Source organism: Gluconobacter sp. DsW_056 (genome assembly GCF_002153595.1).
GTDB lineage: Bacteria > Pseudomonadota > Alphaproteobacteria > Acetobacterales > Acetobacteraceae > Gluconobacter > Gluconobacter albidus.
The window spans coordinates 100760-122958 of the sequence record NZ_JOPF01000007.1; the positions used below are offsets into that span (position 1 = coordinate 100760).

Annotated in this window: 20 protein-coding genes; 12 read left to right on the plus strand and 8 right to left on the minus strand. The window is 61.1% G+C overall.

Annotated elements, in window-relative coordinates:
• Nucleotides 1-78 precede the first annotated feature (78 nt).
• Genes HK22_RS06145 through HK22_RS06160 form a run of 4 tightly spaced genes read left to right on the plus strand, consistent with a single transcriptional unit; the run spans nt 79 to nt 5308 of the window.
• A complete protein-coding gene (locus tag HK22_RS06145) occupies nt 79-1338 on the plus strand; it encodes a sarcosine oxidase subunit beta family protein (RefSeq protein WP_086648693.1) in 1260 nt (419 codons plus the stop codon).
• Between the two features lie 10 nt (nt 1339-1348).
• Nucleotides 1349-1612: a sarcosine oxidase subunit delta gene (locus HK22_RS06150; protein WP_062032322.1), complete on the plus strand. Its 264-nt coding sequence runs from the start codon at nt 1349-1351 to the stop codon at nt 1610-1612.
• Entirely contained in the window at nt 1609-4656 is a 3048-nt protein-coding gene (locus tag HK22_RS06155) for a sarcosine oxidase subunit alpha family protein (RefSeq protein WP_086648694.1), read from the plus strand. The genes HK22_RS06150 and HK22_RS06155 overlap by 4 nt, the downstream gene beginning before the upstream one ends.
• On the plus strand, nt 4649-5308 hold the full coding sequence (locus tag HK22_RS06160) for a sarcosine oxidase subunit gamma (RefSeq protein ID WP_086648695.1): 660 nt from the start codon (nt 4649-4651) through the stop codon (nt 5306-5308). Before HK22_RS06155 ends, HK22_RS06160 begins: the two co-directional genes overlap by 8 nt.
• Here the strand turns inward: HK22_RS06160 and zigA are convergent.
• Nucleotides 5256-6458, minus strand: coding sequence for a zinc metallochaperone GTPase ZigA (zigA, locus tag HK22_RS06165; protein WP_086648696.1), 1203 nt, complete (start codon nt 6456-6458; stop codon nt 5256-5258). The genes HK22_RS06160 and zigA overlap by 53 nt on opposite strands.
• 92 nt (nt 6459-6550) lie before the next feature.
• On the opposite strand from zigA, the gene HK22_RS06170 reads away from it, so the two are divergent.
• A complete protein-coding gene (locus HK22_RS06170) occupies nt 6551-7156 on the plus strand; it encodes a DUF1826 domain-containing protein (RefSeq protein WP_086648697.1) in 606 nt (201 codons plus the stop codon).
• Between the two features lie 18 nt (nt 7157-7174).
• Here the strand turns inward: HK22_RS06170 and HK22_RS06175 are convergent, their stop codons facing one another.
• Nucleotides 7175-7636: a YbaK/EbsC family protein gene (locus HK22_RS06175; protein WP_062032307.1), complete on the minus strand. Its 462-nt coding sequence runs from the start codon at nt 7634-7636 to the stop codon at nt 7175-7177.
• Nucleotides 7637-7690: 54 nt separating this feature from the next.
• The gene (locus HK22_RS06180) at nt 7691-8314 is read right to left on the minus strand and encodes a TetR/AcrR family transcriptional regulator (RefSeq protein WP_231865410.1); all 624 of its coding nucleotides are present in this window, start codon (nt 8312-8314) and stop codon (nt 7691-7693) included.
• A gap of 145 nt (nt 8315-8459) precedes the next feature.
• On the opposite strand from HK22_RS06180, the gene HK22_RS06185 reads away from it, so the two are divergent.
• Both HK22_RS06185 and HK22_RS06190 read left to right on the plus strand, forming a co-directional pair.
• On the plus strand, nt 8460-9206 hold the full coding sequence (locus tag HK22_RS06185) for a glucose 1-dehydrogenase (protein WP_062032304.1): 747 nt from the start codon (nt 8460-8462) through the stop codon (nt 9204-9206).
• A gap of 253 nt (nt 9207-9459) precedes the next feature.
• Complete coding sequence (locus tag HK22_RS06190) at nt 9460-10893, plus strand: sugar porter family MFS transporter (RefSeq protein ID WP_062108306.1); 1434 nt, start codon at nt 9460-9462, stop codon at nt 10891-10893.
• A 10-nt stretch (nt 10894-10903) separates the two neighbouring features.
• On the opposite strand, the gene HK22_RS06195 is transcribed toward HK22_RS06190, so the two are convergent.
• Genes HK22_RS06195 through HK22_RS06210 form a run of 4 tightly spaced genes read right to left on the minus strand, consistent with a single transcriptional unit; the run spans nt 10904 to nt 15245 of the window.
• Nucleotides 10904-12013 (minus strand): anhydro-N-acetylmuramic acid kinase, encoded by a 1110-nt coding sequence (locus tag HK22_RS06195; protein WP_086648698.1) that lies wholly within the window; start codon nt 12011-12013, stop codon nt 10904-10906.
• Nucleotides 12013-12777: a GntR family transcriptional regulator gene (locus HK22_RS06200; protein ID WP_082780139.1), complete on the minus strand. Its 765-nt coding sequence runs from the start codon at nt 12775-12777 to the stop codon at nt 12013-12015. The genes HK22_RS06195 and HK22_RS06200 overlap by 1 nt, the downstream gene beginning before the upstream one ends.
• A gap of 7 nt (nt 12778-12784) precedes the next feature.
• A complete protein-coding gene (locus tag HK22_RS06205; RefSeq protein ID WP_086648699.1) occupies nt 12785-13717 on the minus strand; it encodes an N-acetylmuramic acid 6-phosphate etherase in 933 nt (310 codons plus the stop codon).
• Between the two features lie 4 nt (nt 13718-13721).
• Nucleotides 13722-15245 carry a sodium:solute symporter gene (locus HK22_RS06210; protein ID WP_086648700.1) on the minus strand — a complete coding sequence of 508 codons (1524 nt, stop codon included), beginning with the start codon at nt 15243-15245 and terminating at the stop codon, nt 13722-13724.
• Nucleotides 15246-15557: 312 nt separating this feature from the next.
• On the opposite strand from HK22_RS06210, the gene HK22_RS06215 reads away from it, so the two are divergent.
• Genes HK22_RS06215 through HK22_RS06230 form a run of 4 tightly spaced genes read left to right on the plus strand, consistent with a single transcriptional unit; the run spans nt 15558 to nt 20567 of the window.
• On the plus strand, nt 15558-17942 hold the full coding sequence (locus HK22_RS06215) for a TonB-dependent receptor (protein WP_086648701.1): 2385 nt from the start codon (nt 15558-15560) through the stop codon (nt 17940-17942).
• A gap of 51 nt (nt 17943-17993) precedes the next feature.
• Complete coding sequence (gene nagA / locus HK22_RS06220; protein WP_198945496.1) at nt 17994-19100, plus strand: N-acetylglucosamine-6-phosphate deacetylase; 1107 nt, start codon at nt 17994-17996, stop codon at nt 19098-19100.
• Nucleotides 19097-19864 (plus strand): glucosamine-6-phosphate deaminase, encoded by a 768-nt coding sequence (gene nagB, locus HK22_RS06225; RefSeq protein ID WP_086648703.1) that lies wholly within the window; start codon nt 19097-19099, stop codon nt 19862-19864. The genes nagA and nagB overlap by 4 nt, the downstream gene beginning before the upstream one ends.
• 34 nt (nt 19865-19898) lie before the next feature.
• Complete coding sequence (locus tag HK22_RS06230) at nt 19899-20567, plus strand: LexA family transcriptional regulator (RefSeq protein ID WP_062032279.1); 669 nt, start codon at nt 19899-19901, stop codon at nt 20565-20567.
• A 355-nt stretch (nt 20568-20922) separates the two neighbouring features.
• Here the strand turns inward: HK22_RS06230 and HK22_RS06240 are convergent, their stop codons facing one another.
• Nucleotides 20923-21372: a helix-turn-helix domain-containing protein gene (locus tag HK22_RS06240; protein WP_077802049.1), complete on the minus strand. Its 450-nt coding sequence runs from the start codon at nt 21370-21372 to the stop codon at nt 20923-20925.
• 70 nt (nt 21373-21442) lie between these two features.
• Here HK22_RS06240 and HK22_RS06245 point away from each other — a divergent pair, with 70 nt between their 5' ends.
• The gene (locus HK22_RS06245; protein WP_143412390.1) at nt 21443-22126 is read left to right on the plus strand and encodes a cation transporter; all 684 of its coding nucleotides are present in this window, start codon (nt 21443-21445) and stop codon (nt 22124-22126) included.
• The last annotated feature ends 73 nt before the right edge of the window (nt 22127-22199 follow it).

Below are 22199 nucleotides of genomic sequence, written 5' to 3' on the forward strand. Positions count from 1 at the left end.
GCATACCATAAGGAAAAATTATATTACCGTCCGGAATGCTCACCCTATGCTGTCCCTATTCCCTGGAGCAAGGTGCAGATGTCCGGCGAGCGCTATTCAGTTTTCTCCCTTTTGCGCGAAACGCTCCGTGGCCATAGCGGCTGGAAACCGGCATGGCGCAAGGCGGCTCCGCAAAAAACCTATGACATTGTCATCGTGGGCGGCGGCGGGCACGGACTGGCGACGGCGTATTATCTCGCGCGGCGTTATGGGCTGACCAGAATTGCCGTTGTGGAAAAGGGGTGGATTGGGGGCGGAAATGTCGGGCGCAACACGACGATCGTTCGGTCCAATTATCTTCTTTCCGGGAATATTCCGTTTTACGAACAGTCCATGAAGCTCTGGGAAGGGCTGGAACAGGATCTCAATTACAACGCGATGGTCAGCCAGCGCGGCGTTCTCAACCTTCTGCATAACGATGCACAGCGCAATGCTGCCATCCGGCGGGGCAATGCCATGCGCCTCAACGGGGTGGATGCCGAACTTCTGGACCGGGAGGCCGTGCGGGCCAGACTGCCGTTTCTGGACTTCGGGAATGCACGCTTTCCCATTCAGGGCGGTCTTTTGCAGCGGCGTGGCGGGACGGTCCGGCATGATGCTGTTGCGTGGGGGTATGCACGGGCTGCCGACCGGCTGGGGGTCGATATCATCGAGAACTGCGAAGTTACGGGCATCCGGGTTCATGACGGGCGGGTTCTGGGGCTGGAGACGACGCGGGGATTTGTGGGGGCGCGGAAGGTCGGTCTGGCCTGTGCGGGAAATTCGTCCCGGGTGGCGGCGATGGCCGGGTTGCGGCTGCCGATTGAAAGCCATGTGCTTCAGGCCTTCGTGAGCGAGGGGCTGAAGCCTTTCGTCGACTGTGTCGTAACGTTCGGGGCCGGGCATTTTTACGTCAGCCAGTCCGACAAGGGCGGCCTTGTTTTTGGCGGGGATATCGACGGGTACAATTCTTATGCCCAGCGCGGAAATCTGCCTGTTGTGGAAGACGTGCTGGAAAGCGGCATGGCGCTGATGCCCCGTATCGGGCGCGTCAGGCTGCTGCGACAGTGGGGGGGCATCATGGACATGTCCATGGATGGCAGCCCGATCATTGATCGGACCTCCGTGGCGGGGCTCTACCTGAATGCGGGCTGGTGTTACGGCGGGTTCAAGGCCACGCCTGCGTCCGGACTTTGTTTTGCGCATCTGCTGGCGCGCGACGAGCCCCATGAGGTGGCGCGGGCCTATCGGCTCGACCGGTTCGGCATGGGGGCGGTGATCGACGAAAAAGGCATGGGCGCGCAGCCCAACCTGCATTGAGGAGCGTGGCATGAGACTGACCTGCCCGCATTGCGGTTCGCGCGGTCTGGAAGAATTTTCCTATCGCGGGGATGCGACGGTCCAAAGGCCCGCGCTGGAGGCGCCGGAGGAGGACTGGGTTGCCTATGTATATCTGCGGGACAATCCCTGCGGAGCGCATAGGGAGCTCTGGTATCATGGCGCTGGCTGCCGGGCCTGGCTCGTGGTGGAGCGCGATACCCTTACCCATGTCGTTCACAATGTGCGTGCGGTTTGCCGGGAGGAGACGCCATGAGCGGGTTACGGGTTGCGGGGCGGGGCCGAAAGGCACGCCGGACGTTCCGTCATGGCGCGGGCAACGGTCTCGAGACGGGGCGGCAGATCAGGTTTACGTTTGATGGAAAATCCTATCTGGGCCATCCGGGCGATACGCTGGCCTCCGCCCTTCTGGCCAATGGCGTGCGTCTGCTGGGCCGGTCGTTCAAATATCATCGCCCGCGAGGGCTGCTCAGCGCCGGGCCGGAAGAGCCCAATGCTCTTGTCGAGTTGCGGCAGGGTGCGGCGCGCGAACCCAATACGCGCGCAACCGTAGCAGAAATTTTTGACGGGCTGATCGCCTCCAGCCAGAACCGCTGGCCCGGTCTGACGCTGGATGTTCTGGGGATAAATGGGTTTTTTTCGCCCGTTTTCACGGCGGGGTTTTACTACAAGACGTTCATGTGGCCCGCATCGTTCTGGGAAAAGGTTTACGAGCCGCTGATCCGTCGTGCGGCCGGGCTTGGGCGGGCGGCGGACGCCGCTGATCCCGACCGGTATGAGAAGATTACGGCATTCTGCGATGTGCTGGTTGTGGGGGCCGGGCCTGCGGGCCTGTCTGCTGCGCTGGCTGCGGCGGAAAGTGGCGTTCAGGTCATTCTCTGCGAACAGGATGCTCTTCCAGGCGGCCGTCTGCGCGGGGAGCGCACCCTGATTGACGGGCATCCCGGCTGGATGTGGGCGCAGGATGCGCACAGACGTCTCGCGGGCATGACCAATGTGCGGATCATGACCCGGAGCTGTGTTTTTGCACGGTATGACGGGGGAACATATGGCGTGCTGGAGCGGGTCTCCGACCATCTGCCCGCGCCGCGGGAGGGGCAGCCGCGCCAGCGGATGTGGCGCGTGGTGGCGGAGCACTGCGTGGTCGCGACGGGAGGGATCGAGCGGCCGATCGTTTTTCCGAACAATGACCGCCCTGGCATCATGCTCGCGGCAAGTGTGCGGACCTATCTCCACCGCTTTGGTGTAATTCCGGGTCATCGGGCCGTCGTTTACACCAATAACAGTGACGGTCTGCGGACGGTTGCCGATCTGCATCATGCGGGCGTGCGGGTCGTGGCCATTGTGGAAGCCGGGACGTCCACGGCCGCGCAGGATCTGGCGCGCCAGACCGGGGCAGCGCTTTTTTCGGGTGCGACGATCGCCAATACATTCGGGAGGCTGGGTGTGACGGCGGCGGTCATCCGGGACGCTCACGGCAGGGAACACCGGGTAGGCTGCGATCTGATTGCCGTTTCCGGCGGATGGTCGCCCGATATTGCCCTGACGACCCATCAGGGCGCGCGACCCGTCTACCGGGACGATCTTGCTGCGTTTGTTCCCGCTCAAGGGGCCGGCGGGAGTGATCTGCATGTGGTGGGAGTTGCGGCAGGTGTGATGACGGACCGGGGGGCGTTTGAGAGCGGGCTGCGCGCCGGATATCTGGCGTCCGGGGCGGTCTCCGGGGCAGTCTCCGGGGCGGACGGGAGCGGGAAGATGCGTCTGCCGGATGTGAACGATGCGGCTTATGACATCACCCCTGTCTGGCAGGGGCCTGGGACGGGAAACCTGCCGCGCGCGGGGAAGGCGTTTGTTGATTTCCAGAACGACGTCACGGCCAGGGACATCCGGCTGGCCGCGCAGGAAGGCTTTCAGTCGGTCGAGCATCTCAAACGCTATACGACGCTTGGCATGGCCACCGATCAGGGCAAAACGGCGAATGTGAATGCCCTCGCCATGCTGGCGGACATCACCGGGCGAAGCATTTCGGAAACCGGGACGACGCTGATCCGCCCGCCCGTGCAGCCCGTGGCGCTCGGCGCGCTGGCGGGCGCGCATCGTGGCAGGCATTTCAGACCCTTCCGCCTTCCGCCGACCCATCGCTGGGCGGAAGAACAGGGCGCCGTGTTTGCGGAAAACGGGTTGTGGCTCCGCGCGCAGTGGTATCCGCGACCGGGAGAAACGCACTGGCTTGAGACCGTCAATCGCGAAGTGGAGACGGTCCGGAACAGGGTCGGGTTCTGCGACGTGAGCACGCTGGGGAAAATCGACCTTCAGGGGCCGGATGTCCGGGTCTTTCTGGACCGTCTGTACGTCAATGGCTGGCAGAAGCTGCCGGTCGGGCGCGCGCGCTACGGGCTGATGCTGCGCGAGGACGGCTTTGTGTTCGATGACGGGACAACGGCGCGGCTAGGCGAAAACCACTATGTCATGACCACGACGACCGCAAAGGCCGCCAGTGTCATGCAGCATCTGGAATTCTGCCATCAGTGTCTCTGGCCAGAGCTGGATGTCCAGTTCATCTCCGTCACGGATGAATGGGCGCAGATCGCGGTTGCGGGGCCAAACTCCCGCGATGTGATGAGACAGATCGTGGATCCGGACTTTGACCTTTCCAACGCGGCTTTCGGCTTCATGGCGGCTGCGGACGTGACAGTTTGCGGAGGCTTGCGCGCGCGTCTGTTCCGGCTGTCATTTTCCGGCGAGCTGGCTTACGAAATCGCTGTTCCCGCCCGGTATGGAGATGCTCTGGCGCGCAGGCTGATGCAGGCAGGCGCGCCTTATGAAATTGCTCCTTACGGCACGGAAGCCCTGGGGGTGATGCGGATTGAAAAGGGTCATCCGGCTGGTGCGGAACTGAACGGACAGACCACGGCGCATGATCTGGGGATGGGGCGTCTGCTGTCCGGCAGAAAGGATTTCATCGGACGGCGTATGGCGGACCGTGCGGCGCTGCGCGATCCTGCGCGTCCCACATTGGTCGGGTTGAAGCCGCTGCGGGCGGATGCGCCACTGGTTTGCGGGGCGCATCTCCTACCGAGAGGGGCAGCCGCGACGGCGGCTTCCGATCAGGGGTGGATTGCCTCTTCGGCGTGGTCGCCAACCCTGGGGTCGTGGATTGGGCTCGGCTTTCTGCAGAACGGTCCGGCCCATCTGAGAGACGTTGTGGCGGTTCATAACCCGCTTGCCGGAACGGTGACGGAGGCCGTTGTCGTTTCACCCGTTTTTGTCGATCCGCAGGGAGCGCGCCTTCATGGCTGACATTTTACGCCCGGCGTCTCCGGTAAAACAGGCGCGCGTTACGGTTGGCGATCTGGGTCTTGCCCTCCTGCCGCAGACGGATCTGGTCAGTATCGGCCCTTTTCGGGGGCAGGCTGACGCCGTGAGTGCCACGGTAAAAGCCGCTTTGGGCGTCAGTCTGTCCAGCGGTTTTCAGGAACAGGACAGTCCGGAAGGCTATGCTGTTTTCAGGGCGGGACACAGTCAGTGGTTCTGTCGCGGACCGGAAGGCGGGATGCTGGAGGCGCGACTGGTGGCGCTTTGTGAAGGCCGGGCGGCAGTCACGGATCAGAGCGACAGTCGGGTCAGGTTCTCCCTGTGTGGGCCTGGTGCGGCGGCCATTGCAGCAAAGCTCGTGCCCGTGGATCTTCGGGCGTCCGCTTTCGGCAAAGGCTGCGTTGCCCTGACGCTTGCAGGGCACATCCCGGTCATTCTGACCTGCCGGGAGGTGTTGCTGGAATACGAATTTCTGGTGCCCCGGAGTCTCGCGCAGAGCCTGTTCGACGATATTCATATCGCCATGAAGGGCGGGATTCCGGGTTCTGACCCTGTCTGCAGCCGCGCAGACAAAGGGGATTACTTTATTCCCAGTGTGGAAATGGATCCGCGAGATGATCGTAATGCCAGGGCATGAACACCTCGTCCTGTGAGGGCGGGACAAGGCAGTCGTCCAGAGCCGCGCGGATGCCCGCTTCGTCCATTCCGGCGCCTATGAAGACGAGTTCCTGACGGCGGTCTCCGTAAACGTCGTCCCAGTAGCCTGCGAGTGTGGCGCGCCATGCCGCGTCGTCCGGCCAGTTCTGGTGGGGAACGCTGGCCCACCAGCGTCCGGCAGCCTGATGGCGGGCCAGAGCGCCTGCGATGCTCAGGTCGCCAACCCAGTCCGGTCGTGTTGCGAGCCAGAAATAGCCTTTGACCCGGACGACACCCTCCCATGACTGTTCGATGAAAGCGGCGAAAGCTTCCGGATTGAAGGGGCGTTTGGCCCGGTAGACGAAACTGGTGATGCCATATTCCTCAGTCTCGGGACGATGTTCGGCATGACCGTGCAGTTCCCGGAACCAGGTCGGGTGCTGGTGCGCGCGGTCGAAGTCGAAAAGACCCGTATTCAGGATCTGGTCCGGCGCAACCTGGCTCTGGCGTGTTTCGATGAGCTTCGCATCTGCGTTCAGGGAGCGGATGATCAGCCGGGCCGCCTCTGCCTGTTCAGGCGAGGCCGTATCCATCTTGTTGAGGATGATGACATCCGCAAACTCGATCTGATCGACGAAGAGGTCCACGAGCGCGCGTTCGTCGTCCTCTCCCGCCACTTCACCCCTGTCCCGCAGAAAATCAGTCGAGCCATAGTCCCGGAGCAGGTTCACCGCATCCACGACCGTCACCATCGTATCGAGGCGTGCGATGTCGCTCAGGCTGCGCCCGTCCTCGTCGCGGAATTCGAAGGTTGCGGCCACAGGGAGAGGCTCGGCAATGCCGGTGGACTCGATCAGGAGATAATCAAACCGCTTTTCCTGCGCCAGCCGGTCCACTTCCGTCAGAAGGTCGTCGCGCAGGGTGCAGCAGATGCATCCGTTGGTCATTTCGACCAGTTTTTCGTCTGTTCGCGAGAGGTTGCTGCCCCCATTGCGAACGAGATCCGCATCAATATTCACATCGCTCATGTCATTGACGATGACGGCAACTTTCAGCCCTGCACGGTTATTGAGGACATGATTGAGAAGCGTTGTCTTGCCGGCCCCCAGAAAACCGGAAAGGACAGTCACGGGCAATCGGGTATCCGACATGTAGAGGAGATCCTTGGGACGTTGCAGCGGGTTGATCCGCCCTCATTATTTGATATGATATAACATATCAATGATAGAGGAAATTGTCTGCGATGTCTGTCTGTCCGACACGCCGCCGTCTGGAGCGCCAGTTGCCGTTCGGTGGCATCCTGTCTGCGCATTGCAGTCTTGAGATGCACCGGATGGACGTGTCACCAGGCCTGAGGGCGGCAGCGTCAGCCTATCTTGTGACGGGGCCGCGTCTGCTCATGGCAAAGGGGCCTCTGTCGGAAATGGCCGCGCAGCTTGCTCCGCACTGCCCGGAGCCTGCGCGGCTTCTGATCCCGGACATGCTTGAGCTTGCGGAAGTTTACAGCGCGGTGTCCGGACACCGGAACCTGCGTGTCCGGCTGGAGAAAATCACCACGGACAGTTGCCGGAAATTCCACGTGGACTGTGTGGATCTGCGGCTGCTTCGCGCTTATGTCGGGCCGGGCGTTCAGTGGACTGCTGACGAGGAGCAGACTGTGCAGGAGGCTCCGACAGGGGCAGTCGTTTTCCTCAAGGGGAAGCATTTTCCGGGCTGGGACGAGGCGGAAAAAATTCTCCATCGCTCGCCCCCTCTCTCATTCCGACCGGTGCCGGAGCGTGTCCGGCTGCTTCTGACAATCGACGAAGCGAATGCCTGTGGGGATGCCGCGTTCGATATGGTTGCCTGAGGCTGATAAGAAGCGTTCTTATGTCTGGGTGACATCGACCCATTCCGCGCTGACGAGTTCCGCCAGACGGTCCGGTGTCAGGCAGACGGAACTGTTCCTGTCGCCTGCGGCGGGCCAGACGTTATCGAAGGCCCGCAGGGAGATGTCGCAGAACACGCGGACCGGCTGCGGCAGGCCGAAAGGACAGACGCCCCCGACCGGATGGCTTGTCAGTTGCAGCACCTCGTCCGCGGGCAGCATACGCGGCCGGTTTCCGAACGTGTCTTTCGTCTTGCGGTTATCCAGACGTCCCGTCCCGGCCATGACGACCAGAATCCGTTCCTCGCCCACTTTCAGCGCCAGCGTCTTGGCAATCTGTCCTTCCTGCACTCCGAGGGTCTGAGCGGCTTCCGCCACCGTCGCGGTGCTGTCTTCCAGTACGACGGGCTGGATATCGGGTGCGTTTGCCTCGAAAAACGCCTGCACGGAACTGCGGCTCATCTCTTGCTCCTCATGATGTAGGAAGACCGTTTGTAATCCGGTTTCAGGCGGATTTCACGTCACGGGCCAGGCCTGCATGCCGATCCGGGCGATTTCGAGCAGACGCTCCCGGGAAGCGCCGTCACGGGCCTGAACCGCCATGCCACGCAGCAGGGAGCCGTAGAAGGCCGCCAGAGCTTCGATATCGGTATCGGCTGGCAGGTCTCCCACGTCCTGCCCTTTTCGCAGACGGCTGGCCATGGCGTCTTCGGCCTGGGTCCGCTGACTGGCGAGAAGGTCGCGCAGGCGGGTCTGGTGCGGCGAGCACTGCGTCGCTGCGACCGAGATCATGCAGCCTGCCGGCCGGTCGGGGCGCGTGAACTCCACGGCGGCGGCGGTTGTCAAATCCCGAAAGACCGTACGCGTATCGGCGTCTTCACGCAGGATGGAGAGGAACCAGCCGCCTGCAACGCTCAGATAGGTCTCGATCACCTCGTGATACAGCGCCTCCTTGCTGCCGAAGGCGTTGTAGAAGCTGGAGGCGCTGATCTGCATGGCCGCGATCAGATCGTCGAAGCTCGTGCCTTCATAGCCACGGTCCCAGAACAGGCGCATGGCGGCGCACAGGGCTTTCTGACGGTCAAAGGACTGTGGGCGGCCCCGCCCTCTCCGCTCGCCGGGTTCTTTTTTTGGTGTCATCGCTCCATAAATCCTTGAAACCGGAAATCCAAGCCTCATATGCCTTATGTTGGAGCGATCACTCCACATTTAAATCCTCTGGTTTCGACAAACCGGGCATGTGAAGCGCGCAGGCGTTCCAGCCCTTACAGACAGGCACATCTCCATGAGCAGACTTTCCGGAAAAGTGGCAATCGTGACCGGCGCATCCAAGGGCATTGGCGCGGGTATCGCCAAGGCGCTCGCCGCAGAAGGCGCGGCGGTCGTCGTCAATTACGCATCCAGCAAATCCGGGGCGGACGCCGTTGTTGCCGCCATTACGGGCAACGGTGGAAAGGCGGTTTCCGTGCAGGGCGATGTCTCGCGCAAGGCGGATGCGCAGGCGATTGTGGAGACGGCAATCAGCCAGTTCGGCAGGCTGGATATTCTTGTGAACAATTCCGGTGTTTACGAATTTGCGTCGATCGACCAGATCACCGAAGAGCATTTCCACCGGCTTTTCAATATCAACGTTCTGGGCACGCTCCTGACCACGCAGGCCGCGGTAAAGCATCTGGGGGATGGCGGAAGCGTCATCAACATCAGTTCTGTCGTCTCGCGCATTACGCCGCCCGATCTGGCCGTCTATACGGGAACGAAGGGTGCGGTGGATGCCATAACCGGCTCCCTTGCGCGCGAACTCGGCCCACGAAATATCCGGGTCAATGCCATCAATCCGGGTCTGGTCGAAACGGAAGGAACCAAAGCGGCCAATGTCGTTGGTTCTGAGGCGGAACAGTTTATTGTTTCACAGACTCCCCTGGGACGCAGTGGCCAGGTGCAGGACATTGCCCCGCTTGCCGTGTTCCTTGCCTCCGACGAAGCCCGCTGGCTGACTGGCGAGACGCTCATCGCGTCCGGCGGCCTGCGGTAAGGTCCGATATTGACCCGGCAGAGTTCTGCCGGGTCATTTTTTTTGCCTGCCTCCCCTACCGTACGAGACCTGCTGGCGACAGAGAATTATTTATCCTTCCGGTTTTTATACACACAGAACCGGAAACTATTCCTTGGAAACGACGGAACCCGAAGCACAAGCGGGATGTTTACCGCTCAGGTTGCAGAACCCGGTGCGCAGTGGGGTGCACTGTTTTTTCAGGGAACGCAGTCGAAGGACTGCCGCAAGAGGGATGAGACAACGCAGCGAGGCGGACAGGCTGATCACGAAAATCGTGGTGGTCGTCACGATGGGAGCGCTGGCCTTCGGATATGACACGGGCGTCATTGCCGGAGCGCTGCCGTTCATGCAGCTTCCGGTCGCGAAGGGCGGGCTGGGGCTTACGCCTCTGACGGAAGGACTGGTGACATCCGCGCTGGTTCTGGGGGCTGCTTTCGGCTCGCTGATCTGCGGGATGATGGCGGATCGGTTCGGACGACGGGACAGTCTGATGGCGCTGTCGGTCGTGTTCGTCATCGGGGCGATCGGCACGGCGCAGGCGCCGTCCGTTGCGGTGATGGTTGCCATGCGGGCCGTGCTGGGTTTTGCCGTGGGCGGAGCGTCCGCGCTTGTGCCGATGTTCATTTCCGAAATGGCGCCCTCCGGACGCAGGGGGCGACTGGTCAGCCAGAACGAAATGATGATCGTGACGGGACAGCTCGTCGCTTACACGCTCAATGCCGGACTGGCGCATTTTTCGGAATCACCGTCCATCTGGCGCACCATGCTGATGATTGCCGCGGTTCCGGCCATCCTTCTGGGGGTGGGGCTGTTTTTCGTTCCGCGCTCTCCACGCTGGCTGGCGAGTCAGGGCCGGACGGACGAAGCGAAGCATGTGCTGGAACTCATCCGCTCCACCGACCGTCAGGTCCGTCACGAGATGCGGGCGATCTACACCGCCGTGGACGACGATGCGGAACAGATTGGCTGGCGTCAGGCATTCGGGGAAGTCTGGATCCGGCGTCTGCTGATGCTGGGGGTGGGGCTTGGATTTACGGCCCAGTTCACCGGCGTCAATGCTTTCATGTATTTTACGCCCATCATCCTGCGCCAGACGGGGCTTGGAACCGAGGCGGCGCTGATCGCGACGATTGGCGATGGTCTTGTTGCCGTCGGGGCGACCTTTGCGGGGATCTGGATGATCGGGCGTTTCCCGCGACGCGTCACGCTTCTGGGTGGGCTGTGCGGTGTGGTTCTGGCGCATCTGGGGCTTGGAGCAACGCTGCTGTTTCTCAAGGGAACGGCTGTGGAAAGCTATGCGGCTCTGGGTTTCATCCTTCTGGCCCTGCTCTTCATCCAGATGATGGTTTCTCCGCTGTACTGGCTGCTGATGTCCGAGCTTTTTCCAATGCGCGCCCGTGGGGTTCTGACGGGTCTGTCAGTCTCATCGCAGTGGATCTTTAACGCTACAGTCGCCTTTCTTTTCCCCGTTTTCCTGCATGCGATCGGACCGGGCACGTTTTTTGTCTTCGCGACGATCAACGTCCTCTCCCTCTGTTTCGTGGCGCGGTTTCTTCCGGAAACGAAGGGCCTGTCGCTGGAGAAGCTGGAGACGCATCTCAAAGATCATCTCTCCCCGGATGACTCCGGAAACGTCAGCCCTGCAACACTTCCAAGCAGCCCATGACGGATGCGGCCTACCCCTCTGACCACAAGGCCGGAGGGACCAGGCCGCTGCATGTCAGGCGTCCGCCGGTCAGGCAGGAGGGGGCGCCGGTGATGGTCGGGGCGGAGAGTGGCAGTTTTCGCAAGGCCCGTACGGCCAGAAATCCGAAACATTCCGCCTCCAGATCATCGCCATTCCAGCCGAGTTTTTCGACCGGCAGCACGGGCGCCGGCAAAGCGCGCTCAAGCTCTTCCATGAGGGCCGGGTTGTGGCGACCGCCTCCGCACACATACCAGGCTGCCGGAGGGCGTGGCAGCGGTGTGCGCCGGATGGCCTCGACCGTAAAGGCGACGAGCGTTGCGGCGCCGTCCTGCGGTGACAGCGCACTGACCGCAGTCATGGCGCGCTGGAAGGTCAGGCGGTCCAGCGATTTGGGGGCCGGTCGGGAAAAATAGGGATCTGCCAGCAGAGGCTCAAGAATGTCTTCGTGAACCGATCCCGAGCGGGCCAGTGCGCCGTCCACATCGCAGGCGGTGCCGGTATGGAGAAAGGCCCAGTCATCCAGCAGGGCGTTTCCCGGGCCGGTATCGCAGGCATGGATGCTTCCGTCCGCCTCCACCAGCGTCACATTCGCAACCCCGCCAATGTTGAGGATCGCAACCGGGCCTTCATGTTCCCGCAGCAGGGCGGCGTGATACCACGGCGCCAGAGGGGCCCCTTCCCCACCGGCGGCGACATCTGCGCTGCGAAAATCATGAATGACCGGAAGGCCGGTTTCACGCGACAGCAGGGCGGCGTCGCCGATCTGCCAGGTCAGGCGGCGTTCGGGGGCGTGCAGGATGGTCTGTCCATGAAAGCCGATCAGATCGACGGTGTCTGTCTTCTGGCGCAGGATCTGGACGGCCTTGATGTGACGCAGGGTGAGGTCCCGCTCCACACTGCGCAGTTCGGGATCTTCGGGGCTCAGCGTTGCGGCGCGCGACAGCAGATCGCGGGCGCGGGCGCGCAGTTCCGGCGAATATGTCAGGCTGAGGCCGGGGCCATGCGAGACAATCTTCTCACCGTCCGTCCGGACGAGGGCTGCGTCCACGCCATCCAGCGATGTGCCGCTCATCAGGCCTATTGCGGTCAGGCATCGCATCAGTCGTGCTCCTCGGAGGTTTGCAGTTCCACGACGAAATCATAGAGGTCGGCGCGATAGCAGGAGAATGTGACCTCAAGGACGCGCCCGTCAGGAAGGAAGGAGCGCCGTTCGATTTCAAGAATGGCCGTGGGGTGGCTGATATGGAGCAGTTCGGCTTCGTGGAGTGTGGCCATGCGCGCCCGGATCCGCTGAAGTGCCCTGACGGGCAACAGACCGTGCGCTTTCAGGGCCGCGTAAAACGATTCCCCGACCAGTTCCGGAGAGGCCAGATCCCGACGTGAGATGACGGCTGTTTCGATGGCCATGGGCTCGCCGTCCGCGGTCCGGATCCGTTTCAGGCGCAGGACCGGGGCGGCCGGAGCGATGCCCAGCGCCATGGCTTCGTCCGGGCTGGCGCCTGCGGCGCGTTTGTCCAGCCAGATTGATGCCGGTTCATAGCCGCGGGCCCGCATATCGTCGGAAAACCCCATCAGGACCGAGAGCGGCTGCTGGATCCTGCGGGAGACGAATGTTCCCGCGCCGGGGCGCTGGGTCAGGAGGCCAGCCGTCACCAGCTGTTCGAGCGATTTGCGGACCGTCACACGGGAGACGCCTGTCAGCGCGGCCAGTTCACGCTCCGGCGGGACGGCGTCGCCGCCGCGCAGGGTTCCCCCGTTGATGAGTTCGCGCAGGCGTTCAGCCAGTTGCAGATACAGGGGTTTGCGGTCGGTCTCATCCGGTGTGAGGGCGGCAAAAATATTTTCCGTGGGCTTCACGTCCATAAAAACCTCAGCCCCGGTCCGCTTGTGCGGCCATGACGGCGCGCAGATCGCCTGCGTGTTGGGTCAGGGCGGTTTCCGTGTCTTCCAGCGTCAGTCCGGAGCGGATGAGAATGGCGCGTTTGACGTTCTGGCTGCTGGCCTGAAGGGCGGCCTCGATTTCTTCGGGGGTGCCTCCGGCCAGATCCTGCACCATGCGGGCGGCACGCTTTTCGAGTTTGGCATTGACGACGCGCATATCCACCATCTGGCCGCGATAGCCATGTCCGAGTTTGATCATCAGGGTTGTGGACAGCATGTTCAGGACGGCTTTCTGGGCTGTGCCTGCCTTGAGCCGGGTAGAGCCTGCAATGACTTCCGCGCCAGTGACAATGGCAATGCCCAGTTCCGCTTCCCTGAGCAGACGGCCCTCCCCGTTGCAACTGATTCCGACGGTCAGGGCGCCTGCGTTTCGCGCGGCCGCAATGGCGGCGCAGGTGTAGGGCGTGGCGCCACTGGCCGCGATGCCGAACACCACGTCATTCGGGCCGGGGTTGTGAGACAGGATTTCCCGGCTTGCGGTCTCTTCGCGGTCCTCGGCGCCTTCCACGGCTTCGAACAGGGCCGTGGTGCCTCCCGCCAGCATCAGGATGAGGCGTTCGGACGGCCAGCCGAAGGTGGGTGTGAGTTCCACGCCATCCTGAAGCCCTACGCGGCCGGACGTTCCGGCGCCCACATAAAACAGCCGCCCTCCGGCCCGCAGACGCGGGAGGGCAGCCGTGACGACATCGTTCATCTGCGGAACCGCGGCCCGGGCGACGGCGGTTGCGGTCATCTGGGCTTCCGCCAGAGAGTCCAGAACCGATGTCACCGGCCACAGGTCGATATCACCATAGCGCGGGTCCTGCTGCTCGGTCCCGCCCGGCGCAACTGAAGACGTGAGGGGCGTGTTCTTGGCACTCATGGCCTCAATCCTTTCGGGCGTCATAAGCCGACTGGCGGTTCTCTCGGCGCGCGCCTGTCAACAGCATGGAAAAACGGGCCGCCATCAACATTCCTGCGATCCCCAGAGGAACGAGCCAAGGAAAAGCGATGTGACAGCCGGAATACTGGAGGAACTTCATGATGGCTGCCATGGCCGCCAGCGAGACCAGAAAACCCGTCAGGGCATCCCGCGGCCGGGCATCAGGGTACAACATGCCAAAGAGGAAAGCCCCGAGAGTCGGGCCATAAGACCACCCTGCGATCGTCAGGCCCAGAATCACGGCGGACTGCTCGCCCTGTGCAAACCAGAGGGCAACCAGAACGAGCGCGATGCTCCACAGCAGCGTCGTAAGACGGGGGGCAAACAGAGGGCTTTCCCGGAATCCGCAGAAGCGTCCCCAGCGTTTGAGGAGACGTTCCGGCAGAGGCCCGAAATCCGTCAGGGACGCGCCGGCCATGGCATTGAGGGTGGAAGACAGGGAGCCCATCGTGGCGCTCAAAACGCCTGCGAGCAGCAGGCCGCCCAGTCCGGCGGGTAATCCTGAGACGATGTAACTTGGGAACAGTTCGTCGGGCGAGTGCAATCCGAGTTCTGTCAGGGACTGGCCGTGATGCGTGATCCAGAGCTGCACGCCGACAAGGGACAGCAGCCCGAACAGAAACGCCACCACAAAGGCACTGCCAACGAGCGCGTAGCGGGCATCCCGGAGGGTTCTGGCCGCCAGCAGACGCTGGACCATGAGCTGATCCGAGCCGTGGGATGCGACCGAAAGAATGGCGCCTCCGACCAGGGCCGCGAGGGGTGTGAAAGGGTCGGACAGCAGCGTGCTGACATGCAGGGCGTGGAACGGGGCCATTTTCCCGGCGGCCCATGCCTGTGTCCAGCCATCGGATGGGAGACCGTGCATCAGCAGACCGGCGCATGCGGCGGCGCCGAAGAGATAAATGCAGAGCTGTATGGTGTCGGACCACACAACCGCCCGCAGGCCGCCCAGAACCGTGTAGGCCAGCGTAAAGGCCATGATGAGACCCAGAACAGCCAGATGGTTTATGGATATTCCATTGTGTTCCAGCATCCATGTCAGCGGCAGGAGCCCTGCGGAGAGGCGGACCCCTTCGGCCAGAAGCCGCGTGACGAGAAAAGCGCCAGAGGCAGCACATTGCAGTCCCGGACCGAAACGCTCGCCCAGATACTGATACGCACTCCTGATCTGTCCCTGGGCATAGAGCGGCAGAAACCAGATCGCCACGATCAGCCGGCCGATCAGATATCCCCCGGCAAGACCGAGAAAGACCATTCCCGTCGTATAGCCAATGCCGGGAATGCTGATGAAGGTCAGTGTCGAGGTTTCTGTCGCCACGAGCGAAAGGCAGATCGCCCACCAGGGAAGATCGTGCGATGCGGACAGGAAATCACCGGATGTTTTTCCGCGCCGCGACACCGTGATCGCTACGAGGGGGAGCAAAACGAAATATGCGCAGATTACGGCGATGTCGGCAAAGCGCATGAAGCATGTCCCCTTGTTCGTTTCGATATAGGAGAAATATAATACCAGATCAATACCGGGATTTGCGGATCAGCCTGCCAAAGTGGGCGGAGCGTTATGGGCAGGTTGCTCATTCGGGCCGAAAGAGATCTCGCAAGACTCTTGGAAAGTTTCAGAGCGGCCGTTTTTACGATTCGTTTTCGAAATAGGTTGAACGAGGTTTGTTTTCGGTATTAGATTGGACTTAGAAATGGTGCCGACCGGTACATGACATGAACAGTTCGGCCGTCCTTCGCGCGGGATTTTCCGGGGACAGGTCAGGGAGAAACGGCAATGCAGAACCTCAGTAGGTCTTTCCTTGTTTCTGTCTCGTTGATTGCCCTTGCTGCGACATCTGCCAGTGCGGCCAGCACGCAGCCCCGGAAAGCCCTGTCTTCGAAATCGCAAAAGCCCGCAAAGCCGGCTCCGGCAGCGGCGGCTGTTCATTCCGACCCCGAGCAGATTACCGTTCATTCCGACCTGCAAAGCGCGACAGGGGTGACGGGTGCCACACCGGGCGGGGGCATGATGCCGCCCCAGACGGCCCCGAAATCGCGCAGTGGTCTGACCCGCGATTACATCGCAAAGCAGAGCCCGACCAGCAATCCCACCACCATGATCGCCAGCCTTCCGGGTGTTGTGACGGGAAGCGGAGACCCTCTGGGTACCAGCGATCAGCAGGTCAGCCTGTCCGTACGGGGTCTGAACCAGTTCGAGCTGGGCTATACCTATGAAGGGATTCCTGCGGCCGATCCGCTCAATTTCTTCATTTTCACCGGAACGACCGCTGACAACGAAAATATCCAGAGCCTGTCGCTCTCGCAGGGATCGGCCGATATTTCAGCCCCGCTCTATAATGCCGTGGGGGGTCAGTTGAGCGAGACTCTGCGCGATCCGTCCCACAAGGCCGGGGGTCTGCTCAATCTTGCTTACGGTTCCTATGCGCTCAACCGGGAATTCGCCCGGATCGACAGTGGCGATATTGGCCATAGTGGCATCCGCAGTTTCGTATCCTTTTCCTATGAAGGGGCCGATAACTGGCGCGGATCGGGCCGGACCACGCGGTATCATGTGGATGGCAAGGCCCTGAAGGAATGGGGGGAGGGAAACCGCGCCTCGTTCATCCTCTCCTATAACAGTCCAACGGGATATTATCTGAAGACGCCCTCGATGGCGCAGTGGAACGCTCTAGGGACGAAAGCCAATTATGCGGCCAATTTCAAAAGCGGGGGCGCATCCTATTACAAATTTCAGGAAAACCAGCGCAATTCACTGATTCTGGGGGCGCCGGTTCATCTGAACCTCAGCCACTCTCTGACGGCCGACATCACGCCTTATTATGATTATTTCTGGGGCTATGGAGATGGCGGCACCACGCTGCCGACGGGTTACAGCTATGTTGGCAACCAGAATACCGGTCCGCTTCAGGTCTCCCAGAGCGGGTCATCCATCATCGGGGCGGCAATTGATACGTTCACCGAACGGAATTCGGGTCTGAACAGCGCCATCCACTGGAAGACGCAGCACAATACGCTGTCCTTCGGATACTGGTATTCCTACTACACCCAGCAGGAACATTCCTATTATGCGGAAGCGGATGGAAACGGGAACATCGCTTCCATGACCGGCCGTTACCCCATCATGACGCAGGCCGGTATTCCGCTGTCCCGGTACAACATCAATTTTGTCCAGCAGACCAACGCCCTGTTCATCAACGACACGTTCAAGGCGCTGAACGACCGTCTGACCATCGAGGCCGGCTTCAAGGAAGCCATGGTTTCGCGCATGTCGACCCAGCTCATCCCGGGGGCGAATTACAAATCGACCGTCAATTATGCGGAACCGCTTCCGCAGTTTGCCGCGAGCTATCGCATTACGCCGCACGACCAGATCTATATCAATGGCTCGACAGGCTTCAGGGCGCCCTCCTCCATTCTGACGATGGCCGATTATTTCAGCACTTCCACCGGGAAGATCGCGCATAGCCGTGCCAGCAATCTTTCTCCGGAATATTCGATCGGCGAGGAGATCGGGTATCGCCATACGGGTCTGGTCAACATTTCGGCTGCGTTGTTCAACTATAACCTGACGAACCGCCAGCTCAGTTCCACCGTCTATCTCAACGGTGTGGCGACAACGGCCTCCATCAATGCGGGTGGCCAGACGTCACGCGGTGCGGAACTGGAGCTTGGCCTGCGTCCCTGGCACCATTTCAGCCCTTATCTGTCGGGCCAGTATCTGCACGCCACGATCGACAACAATCTGGCATCTGGCGGCGATCTGCTGCCGACAAAGGGCAAGACCGCCGTCAATACGCCGACCTTCAGCGGGGCGATCGGGCTCGCTTATGACAACGGTTCGATTTTCGGGAATTTCAACCTGAATTATGTGGGATCGCAATACGCCACCTTCATGAATGACCAGAAAATTCCGTCCTATTTCACGGGGAATGTCACCCTTGGCTATCGCATGAAAAACTACCGGTTCGTAAAGCACCCCCAGATCCAGCTGAACCTCATCAATCTCGGCAACAGCGGGTATCTGTCCGGCGCGTCAAGCCTTGTGGGGAATGCCAAGGCCACCAAAGGCGTGTATGGGACGAACATTGCTGCCCAGACGCCGCTTTATTATGTCGGTGGCGGGTTTGCGGGCGTGGTCTCCGTGACGGCCGGTTTCTGAGAATGGGCATGACCGGATACCCTTCGCCTGGGTTTGGAATCAGGAGCGATGATGATGCATCTTGAGGGCAGGATTGTCCTGCGTGACCGCGTAGTCCCGGGGCGGGTGGATTTTGACAGCCATATCCGCGGGATCGTGCCTCGGTCCGGGGTGGCGGAGCGCTATATCCTGCCAGGGTTCATTGACGGTCACGTCCATGGCGGCGGCGGTGCCGATACGATGGACGGGGTTGCGGCCATCGAGACGCTCTCGCGCTTTCATCTGGGCCATGGAACCACGACGATCCTGCCCACCACGATCACCGCGCCCTGGCCGGACGTGATGGCGGCCCTGCGGGCGGTGGCGGAAGTCTCGTGCCGGGGCGTAGAGGATGGGCCGCGCATTCATGGTGCGCATCTGGAAGGGCCATTCGTCAGCCCGCACAAGCTGGGGGCCCAGCCGCCGTTCAATATCGAGCCGACCGCTGAACGTGTGGCGGAAGCCGTTGCGACGGGGTGTGTGCGTGTCGTGACCATCGCGCCGGAGCTTGAACACGCGCCGACGGCCATGAAGGCTTTTGCGCAGGCGGGTGTCAGGGTCAGTCTGGGGCATACCACCACGGATTTCGAAGGCGCCGAGCGGGCGCTCTGTCTGGTCTGTGCCGCAGGTGGAACCGTGGGGGGGACGCATCTGTTCAATGCCATGTCGGCTATTGAAGGGCGGCGTCCCGGCCCGGTCACGGCACTGATGTGCAGCGACGTGGCTTATGGAGAGATGATCTTTGATACGCATCACGTTCATCCCGCCAGTTTCCGGCTGGCGGAGCGCGTGATGGGACAGCGGCTGCTGTTCGTGACGGATGCCATGCGCGGCACGGGCGAGGCCGATGGTCCGAGCCAGCTTGGCGGGCAGGACGTGATGATCCACGACGGTGTGGTCCGTCTGCCGGACGGGACGCTCGCAGGGAGCGTGCTGACCCTGGATCAGGCATTGCGAAATGCCCTCGACGCCGGAATGTCGCTCCCGAAAGCGGCGCGTCTGGTCAGTACGAATGCCGCCGCCTATCTGGGGCTGCATGACCGGGGGGCCATTGCGCCGGATCTTCTGGCAGATTTCACGGTTCTTGATGACAGGTTTCAGGTCAGCGAAGTCTGGGTCAATGGAGAGCGCAGGGTATGAAAATTATCGTCACGGACAGGCCCGATCAGGCGTTTCAGCGCGCGGCGGACATGATCGCGGAGGAAATCCGCGGGTCTCAGGCGCCCGTGCTGGGGCTGGCGACGGGCCGCACGATGGAAAGCATCTATCGGATTCTGGTGCAGCAGCATGACGCGGGGACGCTGGATTTTTCCGGCACGACATCGTTCAATCTGGACGAATATGTCGGCCTGCCGCCCACGGACCCGAACTCCTACAGCCATTACATGCAGGAGCATCTGTTTTCGCATGTGAATATGCCTGCCGGTCAGGGGCATGTGCCGGACGGCTCGGCCGTGGATCTGGATGCGGAATGCGCGCGTTATGAAGCGGCCATTCGCGCGGCCGGTGGCCTTGGGTTGCAGCTTCTGGGCATTGGCGAGACGGGACATATCGGTTTCAACGAACCGCCCTCCGCCTTCGACAGCCGGACACGGGTTGTCCATCTGGACGACGTGACGCGGCGGCAGAACAGCGGCATGTTCGGCGACGACCCGGAGCGCGTGCCGAAACGCGCCCTGACGATGGGAGTGGGGACGATCCTGGAAGCGCGCCATCTTCTGCTGGTCGCCATTGGCGACGGCAAGGCGGCGATCGTTGACGAGGCGCTGAACGGTCCGATCAGCGAGGCCGTCAGTGCCACGGCCATCCGGCTTCATGACGACGTAACAGTCATTCTGGATGCGGCAGCGGCCCGGATCTGGCGACAGAATGGTCACTTACCAAACAGCCCTGAAAACTTATAGTGATTGTAAGTGAATTTAACGCTATAACGTAAGAATGACTTTCCAAGAACTCTTCCAGCACGCCATTAAAATTGGCGCTGTCCGCAATATTGATCTCGCAAAGAGGTTTGGCATCACCAGTCAGGCCGTGAGTCAGTGGAAGACGGGCAAGCGTCCCAATCGCGAGCATGAGCAGAAAGTCATTGATTATCTGTCGGAAAAAATTGCCGAGAAGGAAGGCGTCAAGGTCAAGCTGCCCGACCTGCCGGCGAACCTGATTGATGATGCGGGTTCAGACGAGCCGGTCGATTATGTTCCCGTGCGCTCACTGGACGTCAGGGCTGGCGCTGGAGGCGGCGGAATCATTGACGACCATGCGTTCGGACCACCGCGTTTTTTTGAATCCGGCTTTGTGCAGCGGGAGTTGAGGGCGTCCGCATCCGATCTGTGTGTTGTGGAAATCGAAGGCCAGTCCATGGAGCCGCTTCTCAGAAGTGGGGACACGGTTCTGGTGGATATGCGGAAGAAGAACGTTGCGATGGAGGGGATTTTTGTTCTCTTCGACGGGGACGGCGTGGTCTGCAAATGGGTTGAGCTCGTCCATGGCGCCGAGACGCCTACGTTTCAGGTGAAGTCTGAAAACGAGCGCTTCAAACCCTACGAGGTGGAAGCCCACAGGTGCCAGATTCTTGGCCGCGTTGTGTGGTTTTCCCGACGGTTGTAAGCGGAATCACTTACATAATCAGTCATTGCTTACATTTTTGGTTGACTAAAATGTAAGCGTAAATTACAAATCTTCCGTGTCCCGCAGTGGGGCTGGAGGATTTAGTCATGGTGGCACAAAGCAATATTTCAGCGATCCGGAGAGCATACACCCTCCTCAGCGAGAATGGAGGGAAGGTCAACAACTACGGAATGACGAATAACGAGTGGTTCGATTTTCTGGTTGATTTGAATATTTCGGCTCTGGGTCTCGAAAGGCTGACGAAACAGCTGGAAACGATGTCTGGCTCCGTGGCAAACAGCAGGCCCCATTGATTTTTCAGGCAGAAATGTGGTTACGCCCACAACATTCCTCCCTACGGCCTGCTTGATTGCGCCGGACGGGCTGCGGCCATCTGCGCGTCTGTATAGGGTTGCAGTGCCTCGATAATCCGGCAGTCCGCGACCTTGCCATGCTGGCATTGCGCAAGAAGCTGCGTCAGTTCCTGCTGCAGTGTCTGCAGATCGTAAATCCTGCGCGCGATATCCGTGACATGGGCCTGCACAAGCTTATCCACCTGCTCACAGGACCGGGTCTGCTGTCCGGCCAGTTCCAGAAGCTCCCGAACCTGATCCAGCGGAAAGCCAAGCTCACGCGCCCGGCGGATGAAGCCCAGACGCCCCAGATGCGCGCCGTCGTAAACGCGATAATTGCCGCTGCTTCGGGGCGGATGCGGCAGCAGTCCCACACGTTCATAATAACGCACGGTTTCAACCTTCGTCTCCGTCAGGCGTCCGAGTTCGCCAATCGTATATGTCCGCGTCATAAAGCTCTTGACCCTGTAGTGACTACAGGGTGGATATGGGGAGCTCTTCGTTATTTACGAGAGTGTCGCCATGCCCTGCTGTCATGACTCCTGCTGCCCGAGTTCCGTATCTCCTTTGACCGGTCATGAAGCCCGTCGCTGGCGCCGGGCGTTGTGGATTGCCCTGATCGTCAATGGCGGGTTTTTCCTGACCGAGATTGTCGCGGGCGTCATGGCGGGTTCCGTTTCCCTGCAGGCGGATGCGCTCGACTTCTTTGGAGACAGTGCCAATTACGCCATCAGCCTCACCGTCACGGGCATGGCTCTGTCATGGCGCAGCCGGGCGGCCCTGCTCAAAGGCGGCACCATGCTTGTCTTTGCGATCTGGGTGCTGGGGAATACGCTCTGGCATGCCAGGTCCGGCACTTTGCCCCATGCCGACACCATGGGCCTGATCGGCGCACTCGCACTGCTGGCCAATGGGGGTGTCGCGCTGATGCTGTACCGCTTCCGCAGTGGGGACGCGAACATGCGTTCAGTCTGGATCTGCTCGCGCAATGATGCCATCGGCAATCTGGCGGTTCTGCTTGCGGCACTGGGCGTCTTCGGCACCGGCACAGGGTGGCCTGATATCATCGTGGCCTTCATCATGGGCGGGCTGGGTCTGCATGGCGGCACACAGATTGTACGTCATGCCCTTGCGGAGGGAAGCCGCGTCAAAACAGAAGGACCTTCCCCGGAACTCATTTCCGGCCGGAGAGGGAAAATGCTTTAGGTGTTTAGGTCACGTTGACAAAAGATCTATACGATCTGCCTGAGATCTGATTCACTTCCTGGCTATGGTATAA